This is a genomic window from Salipiger bermudensis (genome assembly GCF_019801965.1).
GTDB lineage: Bacteria > Pseudomonadota > Alphaproteobacteria > Rhodobacterales > Rhodobacteraceae > Salipiger > Salipiger bermudensis_A.
This window is the reverse complement of record NZ_JAHVIA010000003.1, coordinates 442,127-460,507: the sequence shown is the minus strand read 5'-3', so window position 1 is coordinate 460,507 and position 18,381 is coordinate 442,127. Positions and strand designations below refer to the sequence as shown.

Annotated in this window: 17 protein-coding genes; 8 read left to right on the top strand and 9 right to left on the bottom strand. The window is 68.9% G+C overall.

The window, feature by feature from the left end; all coding sequences use genetic code 11:
• Positions 1 to 2: 2 nt before the first annotated feature.
• The 3 genes from KUV62_RS09155 to KUV62_RS09145 are packed head-to-tail and all read right to left on the bottom strand — an operon-like array spanning position 3 to position 1,605.
• Positions 3 to 455: a YaiI/YqxD family protein gene (locus KUV62_RS09155; protein ID WP_222603371.1), complete on the bottom strand. Its 453-nt coding sequence runs from the start codon at positions 453 to 455 to the stop codon at positions 3 to 5.
• Entirely contained in the window at positions 452 to 1,378 is a 927-nt protein-coding gene (locus KUV62_RS09150; protein ID WP_222603370.1) for an AEC family transporter, read from the bottom strand. Before KUV62_RS09150 ends, KUV62_RS09155 begins: the two co-directional genes overlap by 4 nt.
• Before the next feature lie 47 nt (positions 1,379 to 1,425).
• Positions 1,426 to 1,605 carry a zinc-finger domain-containing protein gene (locus KUV62_RS09145; RefSeq protein ID WP_222603369.1) on the bottom strand — a complete coding sequence of 60 codons (180 nt, stop codon included), beginning with the start codon at positions 1,603 to 1,605 and terminating at the stop codon, positions 1,426 to 1,428.
• 75 nt (positions 1,606 to 1,680) lie between these two features.
• Between KUV62_RS09145 and KUV62_RS09140 the strand changes: the two genes are divergently transcribed.
• Positions 1,681 to 2,607 carry an ABC transporter ATP-binding protein gene (locus KUV62_RS09140; RefSeq protein ID WP_222603368.1) on the top strand — a complete coding sequence of 309 codons (927 nt, stop codon included), beginning with the start codon at positions 1,681 to 1,683 and terminating at the stop codon, positions 2,605 to 2,607.
• Positions 2,608 to 2,853: 246 nt separating this feature from the next.
• Here KUV62_RS09140 and KUV62_RS09135 read toward each other — a convergent pair whose 3' ends face one another.
• On the bottom strand, positions 2,854 to 3,417 hold the full coding sequence (locus KUV62_RS09135) for a hypothetical protein (protein WP_222603367.1): 564 nt from the start codon (positions 3,415 to 3,417) through the stop codon (positions 2,854 to 2,856).
• A 173-nt stretch (positions 3,418 to 3,590) separates the two neighbouring features.
• Here KUV62_RS09135 and KUV62_RS09130 point away from each other — a divergent pair, with 173 nt between their 5' ends.
• Together KUV62_RS09130 and KUV62_RS09125 are read left to right on the top strand one after the other, a co-directional pair.
• Positions 3,591 to 3,857, top strand: a complete 267-nt coding sequence (locus KUV62_RS09130) for a hypothetical protein (RefSeq protein ID WP_222603366.1) — start codon at positions 3,591 to 3,593, stop codon at positions 3,855 to 3,857.
• A 9-nt stretch (positions 3,858 to 3,866) separates the two neighbouring features.
• Positions 3,867 to 4,484, top strand: a complete 618-nt coding sequence (locus tag KUV62_RS09125; protein WP_222603365.1) for a DUF1523 family protein — start codon at positions 3,867 to 3,869, stop codon at positions 4,482 to 4,484.
• 3 nt (positions 4,485 to 4,487) lie between these two features.
• Here KUV62_RS09125 and KUV62_RS09120 read toward each other — a convergent pair whose 3' ends face one another.
• The 5 genes from KUV62_RS09120 to KUV62_RS09100 form a co-directional block, all read right to left on the bottom strand.
• Positions 4,488 to 5,357: a dimethyl sulfoxide reductase anchor subunit family protein gene (locus KUV62_RS09120; RefSeq protein ID WP_222603364.1), complete on the bottom strand. Its 870-nt coding sequence runs from the start codon at positions 5,355 to 5,357 to the stop codon at positions 4,488 to 4,490.
• Positions 5,357 to 6,106: a 4Fe-4S dicluster domain-containing protein gene (locus KUV62_RS09115; RefSeq protein WP_222603363.1), complete on the bottom strand. Its 750-nt coding sequence runs from the start codon at positions 6,104 to 6,106 to the stop codon at positions 5,357 to 5,359. Before KUV62_RS09115 ends, KUV62_RS09120 begins: the two co-directional genes overlap by 1 nt.
• A gap of 22 nt (positions 6,107 to 6,128) precedes the next feature.
• Positions 6,129 to 6,707: a DUF6882 domain-containing protein gene (locus KUV62_RS09110; protein WP_222603362.1), complete on the bottom strand. Its 579-nt coding sequence runs from the start codon at positions 6,705 to 6,707 to the stop codon at positions 6,129 to 6,131.
• 111 nt (positions 6,708 to 6,818) lie between these two features.
• Entirely contained in the window at positions 6,819 to 9,626 is a 2,808-nt protein-coding gene (locus KUV62_RS09105) for a molybdopterin oxidoreductase family protein (RefSeq protein ID WP_222603361.1), read from the bottom strand.
• A 91-nt stretch (positions 9,627 to 9,717) separates the two neighbouring features.
• Positions 9,718 to 10,887, bottom strand: coding sequence for a glycosyltransferase family 4 protein (locus tag KUV62_RS09100; protein ID WP_315901571.1), 1,170 nt, complete (start codon positions 10,885 to 10,887; stop codon positions 9,718 to 9,720).
• 238 nt (positions 10,888 to 11,125) lie between these two features.
• Between KUV62_RS09100 and KUV62_RS09095 the strand changes: the two genes are divergently transcribed.
• From KUV62_RS09095 to KUV62_RS09075, 5 genes are all read left to right on the top strand, one after another.
• Positions 11,126 to 12,526, top strand: a complete 1,401-nt coding sequence (locus KUV62_RS09095; protein WP_222603360.1) for a hypothetical protein — start codon at positions 11,126 to 11,128, stop codon at positions 12,524 to 12,526.
• A 9-nt stretch (positions 12,527 to 12,535) separates the two neighbouring features.
• Positions 12,536 to 13,831 (top strand): glycosyltransferase family 4 protein, encoded by a 1,296-nt coding sequence (locus KUV62_RS09090; RefSeq protein WP_222603359.1) that lies wholly within the window; start codon positions 12,536 to 12,538, stop codon positions 13,829 to 13,831.
• A 159-nt stretch (positions 13,832 to 13,990) separates the two neighbouring features.
• The gene (locus tag KUV62_RS09085) at positions 13,991 to 16,060 is read left to right on the top strand and encodes an acyltransferase family protein (protein WP_222603358.1); all 2,070 of its coding nucleotides are present in this window, start codon (positions 13,991 to 13,993) and stop codon (positions 16,058 to 16,060) included.
• Positions 16,057 to 17,616, top strand: a complete 1,560-nt coding sequence (locus KUV62_RS09080; RefSeq protein ID WP_222603357.1) for a GMC oxidoreductase — start codon at positions 16,057 to 16,059, stop codon at positions 17,614 to 17,616. Before KUV62_RS09085 ends, KUV62_RS09080 begins: the two co-directional genes overlap by 4 nt.
• Positions 17,613 to 18,380, top strand: a complete 768-nt coding sequence (locus tag KUV62_RS09075) for an SDR family oxidoreductase (protein ID WP_222603356.1) — start codon at positions 17,613 to 17,615, stop codon at positions 18,378 to 18,380. Before KUV62_RS09080 ends, KUV62_RS09075 begins: the two co-directional genes overlap by 4 nt.
• Position 18,381 lies beyond the last annotated feature (1 nt).

Sequence of the window (18,381 nt, the reverse complement as noted above, 5' to 3'; positions counted from 1 at the left end):
GCTTAGCCTTTCGCCTGTCGGATCTCGCGCTCGAGCGCGTTGAGGAAGCGTGAGCGGTCGGCCTTGGTGAAAGCCCTGCCGCCGCCGCCCTGGTTCAGCGGGTTGGCGGCGCGCAGGTCGGCCATCAAGTCGCGCATCGCCAGCTGCTGGCCGATATTGGCCTCTGTGAAGCGTTCGCCATTGTGGCGCAGCACCGCCGCCCCGGCGGCGATGCATTTCGAGGCCAGCGGGATATCCCCGGTGACCACGACGTCACCCGGCCCGCAGCGCGCGGCAATCCACATGTCGGCGACGTCGGGTCCCTCTGGCACGATCACCGTCTCGACCAGCGGGTTCTGCGAGGGCCGGAGCCCGCCATTCGAGACCACGAACATGCGCAGCTTGTGCCGCGTGGCGACCCGCTCGGCCTCGGCCTTCACCGGGCAGGCGTCGGCGTCGATGTAGAGCGCGCTCACGGGTTCACCAGCGCGATCACCGTGCTCACGGTGAGGATGCTGAAGGCGGTCGAGATCAGGATCGCCGCCGAGACCCGCTGCGGCGCGATGCCATAATGCTGCGCCAGCATGAAGACATTGCCCGCCACCGGCAGTGACGCCGTGGCCACCGCCACCGCCGCCTGGAAGGGCGGCACCGGGAACAGCAGGTAGACCCCGCCGGCCACGAAGAGCGGGTGCAGCACCAGCTTGGCGAAGCTCAGCCAGCCCGAGACCGCAAGCCGCTCGGCGGATTTCGACGCCAGCGAGGCACCGATGGCGAAGAGCGCGCAGGGCGTCGCGGCATTGCCGAGCAGGGTGACGAACTCGTCAACCACGGTGGGCAGGGAATAGCCAGAGGACGACACGGCGAGCCCGGCCACGATCGACACGATCATCGGGTTCTTCACCAGCCCCATGCCGATATTGGCGAAGATCCCGAGCGACATCCGCCCCTCGCGCGCCACGGTGACGAGGATCACCAGCAGCGCGGCGAAGACGATGAGGTCGATGCTGAGCATCAGGATGATCGGCGCGACGGCAGCCTCGCCCAGCAGCAGCGCCAGCATGGGCAGGCCGAGAAAGCCGGTATTGCCGATGCTCGCGGTCTGCGCCTCGATGGCGGCGGTCTGCAGGTCCTGCTTGCGGGCGAAGGCCACGGCGGTGGCCACGAGATAGACCCCCATGGTCCCTGCGAGATAAGCCGCCGCCAGCCGCGCATCGAAGATCGCCGAGATCGACAGCGAGGCCGAGAACCGGAACAGCATCGCCGAGAGGGCGAAGTAGAACACGAACTTGGTGAGCGCCGCGGTCGCGGCCTCGGGGAAGAAACGGATCCGTCCGGCGCCGTAGCCGAGCCCGATCAGGGCGAAGAACGGAATAGTCTTGAGAAAGATGGCGAGCATGTCACCCCGTCATATTCGGCGGGTGTCTGCCGCCCGTTTGGCTTGGCTCAGACCTTGCCTTCGAAATCGCGGTGCACGTATTTCGCATCGCAATAGGGGCATTCGACAAAGCCCTCGTCGGGCGGGATCATCAGCCAGACACGCGGGTGGCCCAGCGCCCCCTCACCGCCGTCACAGGCGATGCGGTGGCTGTCGACGATCTTGATTTCCGGGGCTTCGGTCGCCATCGCTGCGGTTTCCTTTTCGTCACACCTGCACTACCTGCGTTATGAGCGAAGACCAGAACAGGAGCAAGGCTCGGCATGAGTGGAGACGCGATCCGCATCGAGGCGCTGCGCAAGACCTATGCAGGCGGCAAGGAAGCCCTCAAGGGCGTCGATCTCAACGTGCCCACGGGCTCGATCTTCGGACTGCTCGGCCCCAACGGGGCGGGCAAGTCGACGCTGATCAACATCCTCGCAGGGCTGGTTCTGAAGAGCTCGGGAAAGGTGTCGATCTGGGGCTGGGACCAGGATCGCAACCCGCGCCAGAGCCGCGCCTCGATCGGCGTGATGCCGCAGGAGCTCAACCTCGACCCGTTCTTCACCCCGCGCGACGCGCTCGAGGTGCAGGCCGGGCTCTACGGCGTCGCCAAGCGCGACCGCCGCAGCGACGAGATCCTCGAGATGGTGGGGCTGTCGGACAAGGCCGAGGCCTATGCCCGCACGCTCTCCGGCGGTATGCGCCGCCGCCTGCTGCTGGGCAAGGCGCTGGTACACCACCCGCGCATCCTGGTGCTCGACGAGCCCACGGCCGGCGTCGACATCGAGCTGCGCCAGATGCTGTGGCAGAACGTGCGCCGGCTGAACCGCGAGCGCGGCATGACGATCATCCTCACCACTCACTATCTCGAGGAGGCAGAGGAGATGTGCGACGAGATCGCCATCATCAACCAGGGCGCGGTGGTGGCGCGCGACAGCACCGCCAACCTGCTCGGCCAGATCGACGCCAAGACCATGGTGATCCAGCCCGACACCCTGCCCGACACCCTCCCCGAGGCCCCCGGCATCACCGCCGAAGCTCGCGACGGCGGGTTGATCGCGCTGAGCTACCGCGCCACCGAGACCGCCGCCGAGGACGTGCTGGAACTGGTGCGCAATGCCGGCATCCGGATCCGCGACGTGCGCACCGAGCAGGCCGATCTGGAGGATGTTTTCCTCGAGCTCACCCGCTCGCGCCCCGCCGCCTGAGCCTCAACGCCTGTCATCCCGACCGCCGCAAGAGACAAGGGCGCAGCGCCCCTGTCTTCTCTTCGTCAAAAATACTCCCGCCGGAGGCAGGCCGGCCCGCGCGGCCAGGTGCGGCTCTCATATGACGCGTTCGCGCTGGCGCCACCGTCGGCGGTTGGGGGCGCTGCCCCCGCCCCGGCAGAGCCGGGACTCCCCCGAGGTATTTCGCAACCAGAGAAGACCGGGGCGTGGCGCAAGTCGGGCGGGTCAGCCGCCGAAATTGGCCATGGCGTCGAAATCCATCGCCTCGAGCAGCCTCTTGCGGGTCTCGGCATCCGGGCCGTCGACCTGCAGCAGGATGCGGTTGGCGATCAGGCCCATGGTCTGATCGTCCTGAACGGCGAATTTCTGGCGCCCGATGCGCTCGGTCTTCAGCCCCATGGCGCCGGCATTCATGATCATCGCCGACATGCTCGCGACCATCGGATTGTCGGCGAACATCTGCACCGTGTAGTAGTCCCCCTCCGGCGTGCCATAGCTGGCCTCGGCCGCCACGCCGCCCCCCATCATCGCCATGCCGGCATTGGCCTCGGTGTCGATCTCGCGGGTCCAGCCCTCCGGGGCCTCGGGCAGGAAGGCGCTGAGCGCGTCGGTCTTCAGCTCGTTGAGCTTCGAGCGGGCGTAGTCGAGCTCTTCCAGAGCGTATTGCACATCGCCCTGCTCGTAGGCCTCGATGGCCGATTGCAGCGTGTCGGTGATCTCGTCGGCAGCGGCCGGGGCGGCGAGCAGCGCGAGGCTCGCGGGAAGCGCGAAAAGAAAGGTGCGGATCATGATGTCTTTGCCTGAAATGAAAATTCTAACAGCGCAAAGATGCCCCGCCGGATGCCGATCTGGCAAGCTGCGGATTTTCCCACCGGAGCCTTGCCGGCGCGTAGCGGTTGATTTTCGCGCCACCGGCGGGTCTGGTGAGGCGGGGCGCAGGACGCCCGTCGGAGGATCATGCGATGCTGGCACTGCTGCGACTGTTGGGGATCGGCTTCGTCGTGCTGACGCTGGTCTATGCCGCGCTGTCGCTGTGGTCGCGCCGGGTGCGGCGGCGCAAGCTCGAGGCAGAATGGGACGAGGCGCAGGGCCCGGGCGGGCGCGCGGCCTTCGTCGAGGCCGGGCTCGAGGCCTACGACCATTCGCTGCGACGCAAGCTGATCCTGGGGGTGTATGTCGTGCCGCTTTGCCTTATTGGGCTGATCGTCTATCTGACCAATTTCCACTAGGAGGTCGTCATGCGCTACGTGAAATGGTCCATTATCGTGCTGTTCTGGGCGCTGGTCGCCGCCTTCCTGCATTACACCCTGCCGCAGCACGACATCGCGCGGATCACCGACACCTACGAGAAGCGCATCGACCCGGGCGAGAACAGCCTGTTCTGGTCGAACGCCGCCACCGGCGAGAGCCTCAACGTCACCGGGCGCGACGTGTTCTTCATCCAGACGCGGCTCAACAGCGACAAGGTGATGGTCTACCGCAACGAGGATACCGGCTGGGGCTGGCCGCCCTATTTCAAGTTCGACACCGCCAACCTGCAGGCCGAGGCCGCCGATCTGCGCTCCACTGCCGCCGCGCCGCAATGGGTGGTGATCCGGCATTACGGCTGGCGCAACGAGTTCCTCTCGGTCTACCCCAACATCGTGAGCCTGCGCCCGGTCGACAGCCCGGATGTGCGCATCATCCCCTGGCTCAACATCATCCTGCTGACCCTGCTCGTCGCGGTGGTCTGGGCGCTCTACGTGCGCTGGCGGCGCTTCCGCCAAGCGCGCATCGACCCGGTGCTCGACGATATGGGCGACAATCTCGACGAGGCCGGTGGCCGCCTCAAGGGCTTCTTCCGCCGCAAGGGCTGAGCCTCAGCGCTTGCCGTAATAAAGGCCGACCACGTGCTCGGCCTCCGCGAAAAACAACCAGCGCGCAGTGAGCACGCCGGCGGCGTGCGAGAGCAGCGCCAGAAAACCGAAAAAATGCGGCAGCGGCAGTTGCAGCAGGAGCAACGGCAGCAGCGTCATCAGCACCAGCGCGATGGCGCGCAGCTTCAGCGCGTGGCGGCGGGCGACGACGTAGACCATCTCGTCGAGCAGGTAGTTGCTGCCCGTGTGCGGCGGGAACAGCGCGCGCGGCGTGCCGCGCTCGCCGAGGCCGGTGGCGCTGGCCAGCGTGGTGCCGGAGCGCGCGAAGCGGCGGTCGCCGTCGTACCAGACCCAGAATTGCAGCGCCGCGCTCAGCAAGAGCAGCACGCTGGCGATCAGCACCCGCCCCGAGAGCAGCGCGCCTCCGCTCAGCGAGAGCGCAAGGAACAGCGCCGGGGTCGACCAATGATGCCAGCGCGGCACGGTGCGGAGCTGGGCGTAGATCATCGCCGTCGCGCCGACCGTGGCGAGCGACAGCGCCGCGCCCAGCCAGCCCAGCGGCTGCAGCGCCAGCCCGAAGAGCAGGCCCAGCGCGTAGAGCCCCGAGACCCCGAGCGCCAGCACAGCGAGCCAGGCCTCGCGCGAGAGCCAGCTCGTGCGCCACTGGCGGAACGCCTTCAGCGCCCTGTCGCGGCGGCCGAGGTGGAAGCTCGAGGCGGCGAGGCCCGCAAGCGCCAGCGCATAGGCGATGGCGTAGAAGGCGAAGGCCACCCAGCCGGTGGGCGGCGTCGGATCGACACCCAGCCAGACCAACAGTCCGAAGCCGAGCCCCGAGAGCGTGGTGAACAGTATGATCGACGGTGCCGGGTGCATCAGAGCCTCCCGAGCGTCCGGTCGAGCCAGCCGAGAAAGCCCTGCGGCTCCTCCGCCACCGGCGCGAGGAACGGCGCCAGCACGTCGGTCTCCTCGCCCCAGCCATCCCGTGCCCGCGGCGGCAGGTACTTGTTGACCGGCCTGGTGCCCTGCTCGGGCATCAGGTCGATACCGCCGCGCGCTGCGACAAGCTGGGAGACTTCGCTCTCCGGGTCCGAGAGATCGCCGAAATGGCGCGCCTCGGCCGGACAGGTGCGCACGCAGGCGGGCACACGGTCTTCCTCCGGCAGGGCCTCGTTGTAGATGCGATCGACGCAGAGGGTGCATTTCTTCATCACTCCGGCGGCGAGATCGAGCTCGCGCGCGCCGTAGGGGCAGGCCCAGGCGCAGAGGCCGCAGCCGATGCAGGCGTCTTCCTCGACCAGCACGATGCCATCCTCGACCCGCTTGTAGCTGGCCCCGGTCGGGCAGACGGTGACGCAGGGCGCGTCCTCGCAATGCAGGCAGGATTTGGGGAAATGCACGTGCTGGGCCGGGCCGCGCTCGGGCACGACCTCGTAGCTGTGCACGCGATTGAGGAAGGTGCCCTGAGGCGCACCGCCCTGCGGGTCCTGATCGGAGAGTGGAGCGCCGTAGCCCTGATCGTTCCAGCCCTTGCAGGCGACGACGCAGGCGTGACAGCCGACGCAGGTGTCGAGGTCGATCACCAGCCCGAGCCGGCGCTCGGTGCGGTCGGGCAGCGCGGTCATGCGATGGCCCCCGCGCGGGAGGTCAGCTCACCCAGGACGGCGTGTCGATGGCGTAGACATGGGTCATGCCGCCGCCGACCTGGGCGCAATAGACCAGCGGCATGCCGGCACCCCGCGCCGTCATCGCGCCGAGGCGCCAGGCTTCGTCCTGATTGGCCAGGAGCGACGGCTCGGTCAGCAGATCCCAGCCCTTGCGGTCTCCGGTCAGGCGCATCCGGCGCGCCACCGAGACCAGCTCCGCCGGGGTGTTCCACTCGGGCGGGAAGGCCCAGCTCCAGAGCCAGCTGTGGCTCTCGGCCCGCCACGAGGCGAGCAGGGCGTAGCGCGCATACCAGCTTCGGCCGGAGGCGGTGGTGAGCTTGAAGAGCTGGCGGTCGGGAAACACCTGCCAGCTGCCGCCGGGAGCGGACAGGCCGGTATGCTCGAAGAGGTCGGGAAGACGATCGCGGCAGAAATCCTCGGCGCGCTGGAGCCGGGCCGCAAGCGCCGGGGCCGGCGCAAGCTCGCGCAGTTGCTGGCGGATCGGGCAATAGGACCAGATCCCCTCGCCACTGTAGGCATTGCCCCCCGGTTTGGAGCTGTGCCTGTCCTGTTCGTTCATCTGTCCTGCCCCACCGTCTTTGCACGGAGAAGTTGCACGATAATTGCGGCGGAAGTTTGACCTTGTTTCCGAAACAATGTGTGAAAAGGCGGGCAGAATTGGCAATTCGCATCAACAATCTCCTGTCCCACGCCCGATCGGAGAGCGCAGCGCGCCAAACACCGGCTGGCTTTCCTCCGGCGCGGCGGATTTCTCGAGCTTCACCCGCAGGTCGAACCACGCTGCCTGCCCGGTCACCGGATCGGAATTGGCCCAGCGCAGCCCGTCGCCGCGCTCGGGCAGCAACTCGTGAATCAGGTGATTGAGAAGGAAGCCCCTGGTGGACTCCGGCGCGTCTGGATCGAGCGCCCAGGCGCCCTTGCGCTTGCCGATGGCGTTCCAGGTCCAGACCGTGTTGGGGTTCAGCGCCGCCATATGCGCGGCGGGCACGGTGATGCCGCCGTGGCTCGAGGTGACACGCACCCAGTCGCCCTCCTTCAGCCCCAGCTTCTGCCACCAGTAGGTCGGCAGGTAGAGCGGGTTCTGGCCGTGGATCTGGCGCAGCCATGCATTCTGGCTACCCCAGGAATGATACATCGCCATCGGGCGCTGGGTGAGCGCGTGAACGGGGAGTTCCGCCGGGTCCTCGACCGCGTCGGAGAGCGGCGCGTACCAGATCGGCAGCGGGTCGAGCGTGGCACGGATCCGCCCGCGCAGATGCTCCGGCGGCTGCACCGGACCCTGCCCCTCGGCGGCCAGCTGGAAGCGCCGCAGCGGCTCGCACCAGAGCTGGATCAGGTAGGGCTGCGGCTTGTCGGCGAGGCCGAAGCCCACCGCCCAGTCCTGGTAGGCCCGGTTCCACGGCTTGTAATAGGCGGCCTCCGGCGGGATATGCGCGGTGAAGAAGCCGCCATTGCCGATGTAGCTGTCGATCTGCGCCGCGTTCGGCTCGCCGCGCCCGTGGGTCAGACCGTGAGGCCCCATGCGCCAACCCGCAAGCGGCCCGATGCCGGGCTTGCGCTCGTGGTTGGTGATGTAGTCGGCGTAGTCGGCATATCGGGCCGATCCATCCGCCTCGGTCATCCCCGGCAGGCCGAGACGCGCACCGAGGTCGAGCAGCACCGACTGGAACGGCCGCACGTCACGGTCTGGAGCGATCACCGGCCAGCGGATGGCGTCCGCCGCCGCGTCGGGCTCGGAGATCGGCCGGTCGAGCAGCGAGATACAATCGTGACGCTCGAGGTAGGTAGTGTCGGGCAGGATCAGGTCGGCATAGGCGACCATCTCCGAGCTGTAGGCGTCGGAATAGATGATGCGCGGGATGATGTACTCGCCATCCGAGTCCTGCGCCGTCAGCATCTCCATGGTGCCGCGCGTGTTCATCGACGAGTTCCACGCCATGTTGGCCATGTAGAGAAACAGCGTGTCGATGCGGTAGGGATCGCCCGCCGCAGCGTTGGAGATCACCATGTGCATGAGCCCGTGCGGCGAGAGCGGGTTCTCCCAGGTGAAGGCCTTGTCGATGCGCGCCGCGCTGCCGTCCTCGTGCAGCGCGAGATCCTCCGGCCCCTGCGGGTAGCCGAGGGCCGGCCCGTCGAGAGGCGCGCCGGGGGTGGCTTGGAAATGCGGGCGCGGGTGGGACTCGGCGGGCTTGGGATAGGGCGGCTTGAAGCGGAAGCTGCCCGGGGTCTCGACCGCGCCGAGCAGGCTCTGCAGCAGGTGCAGCGCGCGGCAGGTCTGGAAGCCGTTGGCATGGGCCGAGATGCCGCGCATGGCGTGAACCGCCACCGGCCGGCCCGGCATGGTGCGGTGCGCCTTGCCGCGGAAATCCGTCCACGGCCTCTCCAGCACCACCGGCGCGTCGAAGGCGGCGCGCGCCAGTTCCGCAGCGACCCGGCGGATCTGATCCGCCGAGATGCCGCAGCGCTCCGCCACCTTCTCCGGCGCGTAGGCGGGATCGAGGTAGCGCTCGGCCAGTTCGAACATCACCGCGCGGTGGGTGACCCCGGCGCGGCGCAACCGCCCGCGCAGGTCGGGCTCCACCCCTTCGCCATCCCAGGGCGCCGGCTTGCCGCTGCGCCGGTCGATGACAAGCGGACGCCCTTCGGCGTCGCGCAGGAAGAGACCATGCGTCTCGGATCTCGGATCGCAATCAAGCAGCACCGGCGCGTTGGTGAAACGAGCGAGGAAGTCGAGGTCGATCTTGCCGGCGCGCAGCAGCTCGTGCACCAGAGACAGGATGAACAACCCGTCGGTGCCCGGGGTGATCCCCACCCAGTCATCGGCGATGGCGTTGTAGCCCGAGCGGATCGGGTTCACTCCGACGATCCTCGCCCCCCGCGCCTTGAGCCGTGCGAGGCCGAGCTTGATCGGGTTGCTGTCGTGATCCTCCGCCACCCCGAAGAGCAGCAGCAGCTTTGCCTGCTCCCAGTCGGGCGTGCCGAACTCCCAGAACGACCCGCCGAGCGTGTAGATCCCCGCCGCCGCCATGTTGACCGAGCAGAACCCGCCATGGGCGGCGTAGTTGGGCGTGCCGAACTGCTGCGCCCACCAGCCGGTGAAGCTCTGCGACTGGTCGCGGCCGGTGAAGAAGGCGAGCTTCTCCGGCGCCGTCTCGCGCAGCGGCTTCAGCCACGACACCGCCGTCTCGAGCGCCTCCTCCCAGCTGATCTCCTCGAATTCGCCCGAGCCGCGCGGCCCGACCCGGCGCAGCGGCGCGCGCAGGCGTGCGGGCGACATCACCTGCTTGATCCCAGCCGCCCCCTTGGCACAGAGCACGCCGCGATTGATCGGGTGCGCGCGATTGCCCTCGATATAGGTGACGCGGCCATCCTTCAGGTGCACGTTGATGCCGCAGCGGCAGGCACACATGTAGCAGGTGGTCTGGCGCAGCTCGTCCGAGATCCGCGGGCTCAGGTCGATGGTGGGCTGATCGCTCATGCGCTGGCTGCTCCCCTCCCGGGAAAGCTAGGACAGGAAAGTCAGCCTGACCAGTGGCTTTGCCAGCATCCGGCAGCCCGGACGCTTCCCCTCAGCCCCGCATCGCCGCAACGCAGTCCCGCAGCTGCCCGGCAACGGTCTGCCCCCAGGCATCCCAGTTCAGGAAGCGGTCAAATTCGGCCCGCGCCGATTGCTCGAGCGCGGCGTAGTCCGCCGGTGCATCGAGATAGCGCTCGATCACCTCGGCGAAGGCCTGCGGCCCGCTCTCGGGCGGCAGCGCATGGCCGTTGACGCCGTCCCGCACCGGCACCCCGCCGACCCTGAGGCAGAGCGACGGCAGCCCGTAGGCCGAGGCCTCGCAGAAGGCGAAACCAAAGCTTTCATAGGAGGGCTGGACGAGGAAATGCGCGTCGCTCAGGGTGCGCTCGAACAGCGCCATCTGCTCGGGCACGCTCTTGTCGAGCTGCTTGTGCACCGTGACCCATTCGTTGCGATGGAATTTCGGCGGCACGCAGCCGATCACCGTCAGCCGCGCGTCGACGCCGCGCGCGCGCAGAAGCTTCATCGTGTCGAAGGCGATGGGGCCGCCCTTGTGGAACCAGTCGCGCCCGACCAGCACCAGCCGCAGCGACCGACCGCGCCCGAAGGGCGTCAGGGAGAACGGCGGCACCGTCTCGATCCCGCCCCCCCAGGGCACCAGCCGCGATCTCTCCGGGGCGAGCCCGTAGCGCGCATCGGCGGCGGTCTTCAGCCACTGCGACGGCCAGAACAGCAGGTCGGTGCGCCGGAAAACCTCGGCCTCGCAGCGCTCCACCCAGGCATCCAGCGCCCGCCCGCCGGGATATTTCGAGCGATACTGCGCGCCGATCTCGGAGGTCCTGTAGGTGGTCTGCGTCGCGTCGGAGGAAAACGCCGTGACCAACGGATAGGGCGGCGTCAGCCGGTGCAGGGAGTGAAAGGAATAGGCCCCGAAGAGCACGTCATAGCGCTGCTTCGCCAGCTCCGCCCGCAGCTTGCGCGCAATGACCGGGGCGAGCGCGAGATGGGCGCGCCAGCGCAGCCGCATCTGCGCCGAGAGCGGCAACCGGGCGATGCCGCGCCGCACCGGCTCTGCCAGCCCCCAGCCGTTCGGCAGGATCGTCACCTCGCCCGCGTGGCGCTGCAGCGCGCGATACATCCGCGCGTTGCCACCCGAATACATCGCGCCGTCGAGCGGGGAGAAATCGCACAGATAGGCGATCTTCAGACGCTGCTCACTCACACTCTGCCTCCCGGCCTTCGTCAAACCACTGCCAGCGGATGCCCGCCCAATCTGGCCAGAACGTGTCGCGCCATGGGCGTTTCCCGAGCATTGCACCGGTTGTGCCAAATCTGCCAGCCCGCCCCGGCCTCGCAAGTGCCGAGGGCGACAAGCGCCGGGCGCGCTGCTATGGTCGGCCACGCAATCCGGGGCATGTGGGGGTCACGGAGCGCCGCGTAACGATCTGCGAAGCCTGAGTATGCCGAACCCTCTCGCCTTCCTCATGCTGGCCGTCTGGCCGCTGGTGACGATTGCCCTGTTCCGACGCCTGCCGGTGGATCGGGCGCTGATCCTGTCGATGATGCTTGGCTACCTGTTCCTGCCCGAGCCGCCCGCCGCCTTCGACCTGCCGCTGATGCCGCCGATCTCGAAGCACAACATCCCGGCGCTCGCCGCCTTCGCCGTCTGCCTCTGGCGCTTCGGCCCGGAGGGGCTGTTTCTGCCGCGCTCCCGTCTGGCGCGGCTGCTGCTCGGGATCTTCATCTTCGTGCCGGTCCTCACCACCCTGACCAATACCGATCCGGTGTTCTTCGGCCGGGTCGGTCTGCCGGGGCTCGGGATCAAGGACGCGATCGCGCTGATGCTGCAGCAATTCATGCTGGTGATCCCGTTCCTGCTGGCGCGTCAGTATCTCTCCGACGGCGGCTCGCAGCGCTTCTTCCTCGTGGCGCTGATGGTCTGCGGGCTGGTCTACTCGCTGCCGATGCTGGTCGAGCTGCGCCTGTCGCCGCAGCTCAACAACTGGGTCTACGGCTATTTCCAGCATTCCTTCGCGCAGTCGATCCGCGGCGACGGCTATCGCCCGGTGGTGTTTCTCTATCACGGGCTCTGGGTGTCGTTCTTCATCATGACCTCGGCGGTGGCCGCCTTTGCCCTCTGGCGGCAGGATGAGCGGCTCGGCACCTCCCGCACCCTGCTCCTCGCGCTCTACCTGCTGCTGCTGCTGGTCGCCTCGAAATCGCTCGGCGCGCTTGTCCTCGCCGTCATCGCCCTGCCCTGCGTGCTGTTTCTGAGCCGCATGATGCAGATCCGCGTGGCGCTGCTGATCGGGGTTCTGGCGATCGCCTACCCGATCATGAAAGGCACCGATGTCATCCCCGAGGACCGCATCCTCGCCGCCGCCGCCAGCATCGACGAGGAGCGCGCCCGCTCGCTCGACTTCCGCTTCAGCCAGGAGCGCATCCTGCTCGACAGGGCTTACGAGAAGCCTGTCTTCGGCTGGGGCAGCTGGGGCCGCAACCACATCCTCGACCCGGTCTCGGGCTTCATCCTCACCGTGACCGACGGCCGCTGGGTCATCGTCATCGGGGTCTATGGCTGGATCGGCTTCCTCGCCGAGTTCGGCCTGCTGGTGCTGCCGATCTTCCTGCTCTGGCGGGAGAGCCGCAAGGCCGACCCGGACCGCATCTCGCCCTTCATCGGGCCGCTTTCGCTGATCCTCGCGGTCAATGTCGCCGACATGATCCCCAATGCGACGCTGACCCCGCTGACATGGCTCATCGCCGGGGCGCTGACCGGCTATGCCGAGCGGCTGAAGGGCGCGCGGCGCGTCGCGCGGGCCGGGCCCAAGGATGGGGTCGCATGGCAATCGATCATGTGAGGCCCGCGCATGGCTGAGCCCTCCCGACCCCGCGTCCTGGCGATCGCCGAGGCGGCCAACCCGGAATGGGTCAGCGTGCCGCTGGTCGGCTGGTCGCTGGCATCGGCGCTTCGCGCGGTGGCCGACGTCCACATCGTTACCCAGATCCGCAACCGCGACGCCTTCCTGCGCGCGGGGCTGATCGAGGGCGCGGATTTCACCGCCATCGATTCCGAGGCCCTGGCCCGCCCGATGTGGCGGCTGGCGGAACGGCTCCGCATGGGCGAGGGCAAGGGCTGGACCGTCGTGCAGGCGATCAACGCCGTGAGCTACCCGCATTTCGAGCGCCTGGTCTGGCAGCGTTTCGGCGGCGAGATCCGGGCCGGCGCGTGGGACATCGTGCACCGCATCACCCCGCTTTCGCCGACGATCCCCTCCTCTCTCGCCCGCCGTTGCGCCCGCGCCGGAGCCCCCTTCGTGCTCGGCCCGCTGAACGGCGGAGTCCCCTGGCCCAAGGGGTTCGAGGCCGAGCGCCGGGCCGAGAAGGAATGGCTGAGCCACCTGCGCGCAGCCTATAAGCTGCTGCCGGGGCGCGGCGCGACGCTCGAGCACGCCGCTGCCATCCTCGTGGGCTCGCGCCACACCGAGAGCGAGATCCCGGCGGCTTACCGCGGCAAGACGGTCTACCTCCCCGAAAACGGCATCGACCCGGCGCGGTTCAACCGCACCGCCGCACCGGAGCCGAGCCAGCTGCGCGCCTGTTTCGTCGGCCGGCTGGTGCCCTACAAGGGGCCCGACATGCTGCTCGAGGCCGCAGCGCCGCTGCTGCGCACGGGCCGGATGCGGCTCGAGATCATCGGCGACGGGCCGATGCGCGCCGCTCTCGAGGCGCAGGCCGCGGCGCTTGGCGCCGGCGCGGCGACCACCTTCCACGGCTGGAAGGCGCATGAAGAGGTGCAGGACATCATGGCGGGCTGCCACCTGCTCTCCTTCCCCTCGATCCGCGAGTTCGGCGGCGGCGTCGTGCTCGAGGCGATGGCGCTGGGCGTGGTGCCGATGATCGTCGATTATGCCGGCCCCGGCGAGCTGGTCGTGCCGGGCACCGGGATCAAGCTGCCCTGCAGCCGCCGCGACGAGATCGTCGCCGGGTTCGCCGCCGAACTGGCGCGGCTGGCCGAGGATCCGTCCGGGCTTGCTGCAATGGCCGCCGCGGCGCAGGCGCGCGTCGCCGATCGTTTCACCTGGGCGCGCAAGGCCGAGCAGGTGGCGCAGGTTTATGCCTGGCTCCGGGCCGGACGCCCCGCCCCGGCGCCGGAGCTGGTCTGAACCGCGCGCGTTGACCAAGGCGCAACCTTTGCGCCCTAGCGTCTGCGCAAGATGGCGCGAGCCTTGTTTTCGCCCCACTTGCCGAGGATAGAGGGGCTTCGAGAAGACCGAAGCGCGTTGTTGTGCCAGTGTGTTGCCGGAGAACCCGGAATTCGAGTGATGAAACAGTCCGCACCCCACCAAGGCGCACCGGCGCACGGCGCGCACGGCTCCGGCGCCCTGCCCTATCGCAGCGATATCGACGGGCTGCGCGCGATCGCCGTGTTGGCGGTGGTGCTCTACCATTTCGGCGTTCCGGGGCTCGAGGGCGGCTTTGTCGGGGTCGATATATTCTTCGTCATCTCGGGTTTCCTGATCGGGGGCATCCTCTGGCGTGAATACGATGCCACCGGCCGGATCTGGCTCCGCCACTTCTACCTGCGCCGCTTTCGCCGCCTGGCCCCGGCCTTCTTCACCATGGCGCTGGTCACCACGGCGCTGAGCTGGGCGCTGCTGCTGCCCTTCGAGTTCCGCGAATTCGGCAAGCAGCTCATCGCGGCGACGGTCTATCTCTCGAACGTGTTGTTCTTCCGGCAGGCGGGCTATTTCGACGCCGCCTCCGAGGAGAAGGCGCTGCTGCACACCTGGTCGCTGGCGGTCGAAGAGCAGTTCTACATCTTCCTGCCGCTGTTCATCCTCCTGCTGTCGCGCAGCCGCCGTGCCCTTCTGGCGGCGCTGGCGGGCTGCTGGCTGGCCTCGCTGATCGCCTGCATCTGGCTCACCCCGCCCTATCAGACCGCCACCTTCTACCTCTTCCCGTTCCGCGCCTGGGAGCTGCTGAGCGGGGTGCTGCTGGCGATCTGGGGCTGCGAGACCGGGCGGCGCTGGCGCGGCTACACCGCCCTGAGCCTCGCCGGGCTGGGGCTGGTCGCGGGCGCGATCCTGCTGATCCCGGCGGGGCCGATGTTTCCCGGCCTGCTGGCGCTGTTCCCGGTGCTCGGTACGGTGCTGCTGCTCGCCAATGGCTGCGGACAGAACCCGGTCAACCGGATGCTCTCGGCCCGCGAAGCGGTGTTCTTCGGCAAGATCTCCTATTCGCTCTATCTCTGGCACTGGCCGGTGCTGACCCTGTCGCTCTACCTGCGTGGCGCGTACGCCGGGCTCTGGGAAGCGCTGCTGTGGATGGCGCTCTCGGTCGGGCTGGCATGGCTCTCGTGGCGCTACGTCGAAACCCCGGTGCGCCGCGCGCGCCTGCCCGGCGTCGCGATCCTCGGCGGCACCGTCGCCGCCTCCGCGCTGACACTGGCGGTCGGCGGCTGGATCTACCAAATGGACGGGCTGCCCGACCGCTTCGGCCCCGAGGCCCGCGTCCACATCGCCGCCTCCGGCGATTTCCTGCAGGACTGGAGCCGCTGCCACGTCCCCTCCGAAGGCCCGCTCATGGGGCTCGAGATTTGCCCCATCGGCCCCGAGGGCGCGCCGGAAGTGCTGGTCTGGGGCGACAGCCACGTGCGCGCGGTCAAGGAGGGGCTCGACCGCGCCGCGCATGAGGCCGGCCGCCCCGGGCTGATCCTCTGGCGCGCCGGCTGCCCGCCGCTTCTCGGCATCCGCAAGGTCGAAAGCGCCGCGACCCTCGCTCAAGACACCGCCTGCACCAATGCCAACCTGCAGATCGCGCAGAGCTTCCAGCGCCTTCCGAGCCTCGAGACCGTGCTGCTGATCGGGCGCTGGAGCTACTATGCCAACGGCATCGGCATCGGACTCGACGCCGAGAACACCATCGCCGTGCACCCGCTCGAAGCGCCAACCCGGCTCGACATGCCGCAATCCGAGATCGTCGCCGGCGCAGCACAGGCCACGGTGGCGCAGCTCTTCGACCATTTCAACGAGGTGGCGGTGCTGCGCCAGCCGCCCGAGATCCCGCAATATGACAGCCGCATCGCCGCGCGCGAAGCCGCGCATGACGGCTGGCCGCTGGCCCGGCACAAGCTCACCCGTAGCAGCATCCCGCGCGCCGCGCTGAGCCAGCGCATCGCCCCCGCCGAGGCGCCGTGGCGCGCCATGGCCGAGGAGGGCGCGATTGCTTGGATCGACCCGTGGCCGCGTCTTTGCGATGACAGCGCCTGCCACGCGCTGCACGGCGGCACCGGCTATTATTTCGACAACAACCACCTCACCAATTCCGCAGCCCTGGCCCTGCACGATCTCTTCGCGCCGGTCTTCGCCGGCGACGGCGGCACCGGCTCGTGAGCGCTCTGGAGGGCAGCTGGGACGTCATCGTCATCGGCACCGGCATCGGTGGCGGGACGGTTGGCCGCGCGCTCGCCGAGGCCGGAAAGAAGGTGCTGTTTCTCGAGCAGGGCACCGCCGGCCACCGGGCCGAGCGCAATGGCCTGTCGGAGATCTTCGTGCCCGAGGCGCGGCGCGCCCGGGGCCTCTGGCCCGGGCCGCTGCACGCCAGGCTCGACGGGCGCGAGAGCCGCTTCTACGCCCCGCTCGGTGCCGGGGTCGGCGGCTCGTCGGTGTTCTACGCGGCAACGCTGGAGCGCCCCGAGCGCCACGATCTCGAGCCCACCGAGGGCCGCCCGCACCCGACCGGCGGCTGGCCGGTGGGGTTCGACGCCATGCGCCCTTGGTTCGACCGCGCGGCAAAGCTCTACCACCTGCACGGGACCGCCGATCCGCTCTCGCCCGAACCATCCCTGCCGCTGGAACCGCCGCCCGCCCCCACCGGCACCGAGGCGGCGTTGATGCAGGCGCTGGAGCGCGGCGGGCTGCATCCCTACCACGCCCACACCGCGATCCGGCGGGTCGAGGGCTGTCTCAACTGTCTGGGCAGCAAATGCCCCAAGCGCTGCAAGATGGATGGCCGCTCAGCGGGCGTCGAGCCGGCGCTTGCCACCGGCAACGCCACGCTGATCGACCGCGCCGAGGTGATCCGGCTTCTGGGCGCGGGCGACCGGGTCACCGGGGTTGAAACGCGGATCGACGGCGAGATCCGCGTCCTGACCGCCCCGCGCATCGTTCTGGCCGGCGGTGCGCTCGGCTCGCCGCGCCTGCTGCTGGCCTCGGCCTGCGAGGCCTGGCCCGAGGGCGCGGCCAACGGCTCCGCGCTCGTCGGGCGCAACCTGATGTTCCACCTCAACGAGATCTTCGCGCTCTGGCCGCCGCGCGGCACGCCCGACGAGGGCGCCACCAAGGCCATCGCCCTGCGCGATCTCTATTTGCGTGACGGCGAACGGCTGGGCATGATCCAGGCGATGGGCATCCGCGCCTCCTATGGCGAGATCGTGTTCTACCTCAACCAGATGCTGGCGCGCACGGCCCTCTCCCGCCTGCCAGGCCTGTCGCAGCTCACCCGCATCCCCGCCGCCATCGCCGCGAAGCTCTTCGGCCATGCGCAGATCTTCGTCGGGCTGATGGAAGATCTGCCCTATCCCGAGAACCGCGTGACCTATGATCCCGCTCATCCCGAGCGCCTGTCGGTCGAGTACAGCTACCAGCCCGAGCTGCTGGCCCGTCGCCGCGCCTTCCGCCGCGCCATTGCCCGCGCCTTCAGGGGCCAGAAGCGGGTGTTTCTCGGCATCGGGCCGGAGCTGAATTTCGGCCACCCCAGCGGCACGCTGCGCTTCGGCGACGATCCCGCAAGCTCGGTGCTCAACCGCGATTGCCGCGCGCATGAGCTGCGCAATCTCTGGGTCGCCGATGCCTCCTTCATGCCGAGCTCGATGGGGGTGAACCCGAGCCTGACCATCGCCGCCAATGCCCTGCGCGTGGCGGATGCCATCCTGAAGGAGACGCCATGACCCGCCTCACCCCGCAGGACGGCCCCGCCATCGTGACAGGCGCCGGTTCCGGCCTTGGCCGGGCGCTTGCGGTCGAGCTGGCGCGGCAGGGCTTCACCGTGATCGGCACCGGCCGCCGCGCCGACGCGCTGACCGAGACCGCAGCGCTCGCCGGCACCAGTTTCCATGCCCTGCCGCTCGATGTGTCCGACCCGCAGGCCGTCCGCGAGGGCTTCGCGCAGGTACGCGCCGCGCACGGGCCGGCGGCGCTGCTGATCAACAATGCCGCTGTCTATCCGCGGCGCGACCTGTTCGATGAAAGCGCCGAGAGCTTCATGGATACCGTCGCGATCAATCTCGGCGGCGTCGTCGCCTGCACACGCGCCGCGCTCGACCAGATGTGCGAGACCGGGCGCGGCCGCATCCTCAACGTGGCGACCTTCGCCGATCTGCACCCGCTGCCCGCCTCCTCGGCCTATTCCGTCTCGAAGGGCGCGGCGCGCATCTTCACCCGCGCAATGATCGCCGATCTGGCCGACCGCTTCCCCGGCATCGTCATCGGCGACTGGATGCCCGGCATGTTGAAGACGGATATGGGCATCCCCGACGGGGTGCTGCCCGAGGTCTCGGCGAAATGGGGTGTCGAGCTGGCGTTGCGCTGCGATCCAGGCCTCACCGGCGCGGTGTTCGAGCAGGATACCGAGATGCTGCCGCCGCGCGGGCTCAAGGGCAGGCTGAAGGATCTGCTCCTGCTGCGGCGGCAAAGGCCGCGTCGCCTGACCTGAG

What these genes read in the sequence shown, in the direction of transcription:
- KUV62_RS09150 (WP_222603370.1), bottom strand. Translation starts at nt 1,378, where the DNA reads ATGCTCGCCATCTTTCTCAAGACTATTCCGTTCTTCGCCCTGATCGGG.
- KUV62_RS09145 (WP_222603369.1), bottom strand. Translation starts at nt 1,605, where the DNA reads ATGGCGACCGAAGCCCCGGAAATCAAGATCGTCGACAGCCACCGCATC.
- KUV62_RS09140 (WP_222603368.1), top strand. Translation starts at nt 1,681, where the DNA reads ATGAGTGGAGACGCGATCCGCATCGAGGCGCTGCGCAAGACCTATGCA.
- KUV62_RS09135 (WP_222603367.1), bottom strand. Translation starts at nt 3,417, where the DNA reads ATGATCCGCACCTTTCTTTTCGCGCTTCCCGCGAGCCTCGCGCTGCTC.
- KUV62_RS09130 (WP_222603366.1), top strand. Translation starts at nt 3,591, where the DNA reads ATGCTGGCACTGCTGCGACTGTTGGGGATCGGCTTCGTCGTGCTGACG.
- KUV62_RS09125 (WP_222603365.1), top strand. Translation starts at nt 3,867, where the DNA reads ATGCGCTACGTGAAATGGTCCATTATCGTGCTGTTCTGGGCGCTGGTC.
- KUV62_RS09120 (WP_222603364.1), bottom strand. Translation starts at nt 5,357, where the DNA reads ATGCACCCGGCACCGTCGATCATACTGTTCACCACGCTCTCGGGGCTC.
- KUV62_RS09115 (WP_222603363.1), bottom strand. Translation starts at nt 6,106, where the DNA reads ATGACCGCGCTGCCCGACCGCACCGAGCGCCGGCTCGGGCTGGTGATC.
- KUV62_RS09110 (WP_222603362.1), bottom strand. Translation starts at nt 6,707, where the DNA reads ATGAACGAACAGGACAGGCACAGCTCCAAACCGGGGGGCAATGCCTAC.
- KUV62_RS09105 (WP_222603361.1), bottom strand. Translation starts at nt 9,626, where the DNA reads ATGAGCGATCAGCCCACCATCGACCTGAGCCCGCGGATCTCGGACGAG.
- KUV62_RS09095 (WP_222603360.1), top strand. Translation starts at nt 11,126, where the DNA reads ATGCCGAACCCTCTCGCCTTCCTCATGCTGGCCGTCTGGCCGCTGGTG.
- KUV62_RS09090 (WP_222603359.1), top strand. Translation starts at nt 12,536, where the DNA reads ATGGCTGAGCCCTCCCGACCCCGCGTCCTGGCGATCGCCGAGGCGGCC.
- KUV62_RS09085 (WP_222603358.1), top strand. Translation starts at nt 13,991, where the DNA reads ATGAAACAGTCCGCACCCCACCAAGGCGCACCGGCGCACGGCGCGCAC.
- KUV62_RS09075 (WP_222603356.1), top strand. Translation starts at nt 17,613, where the DNA reads ATGACCCGCCTCACCCCGCAGGACGGCCCCGCCATCGTGACAGGCGCC.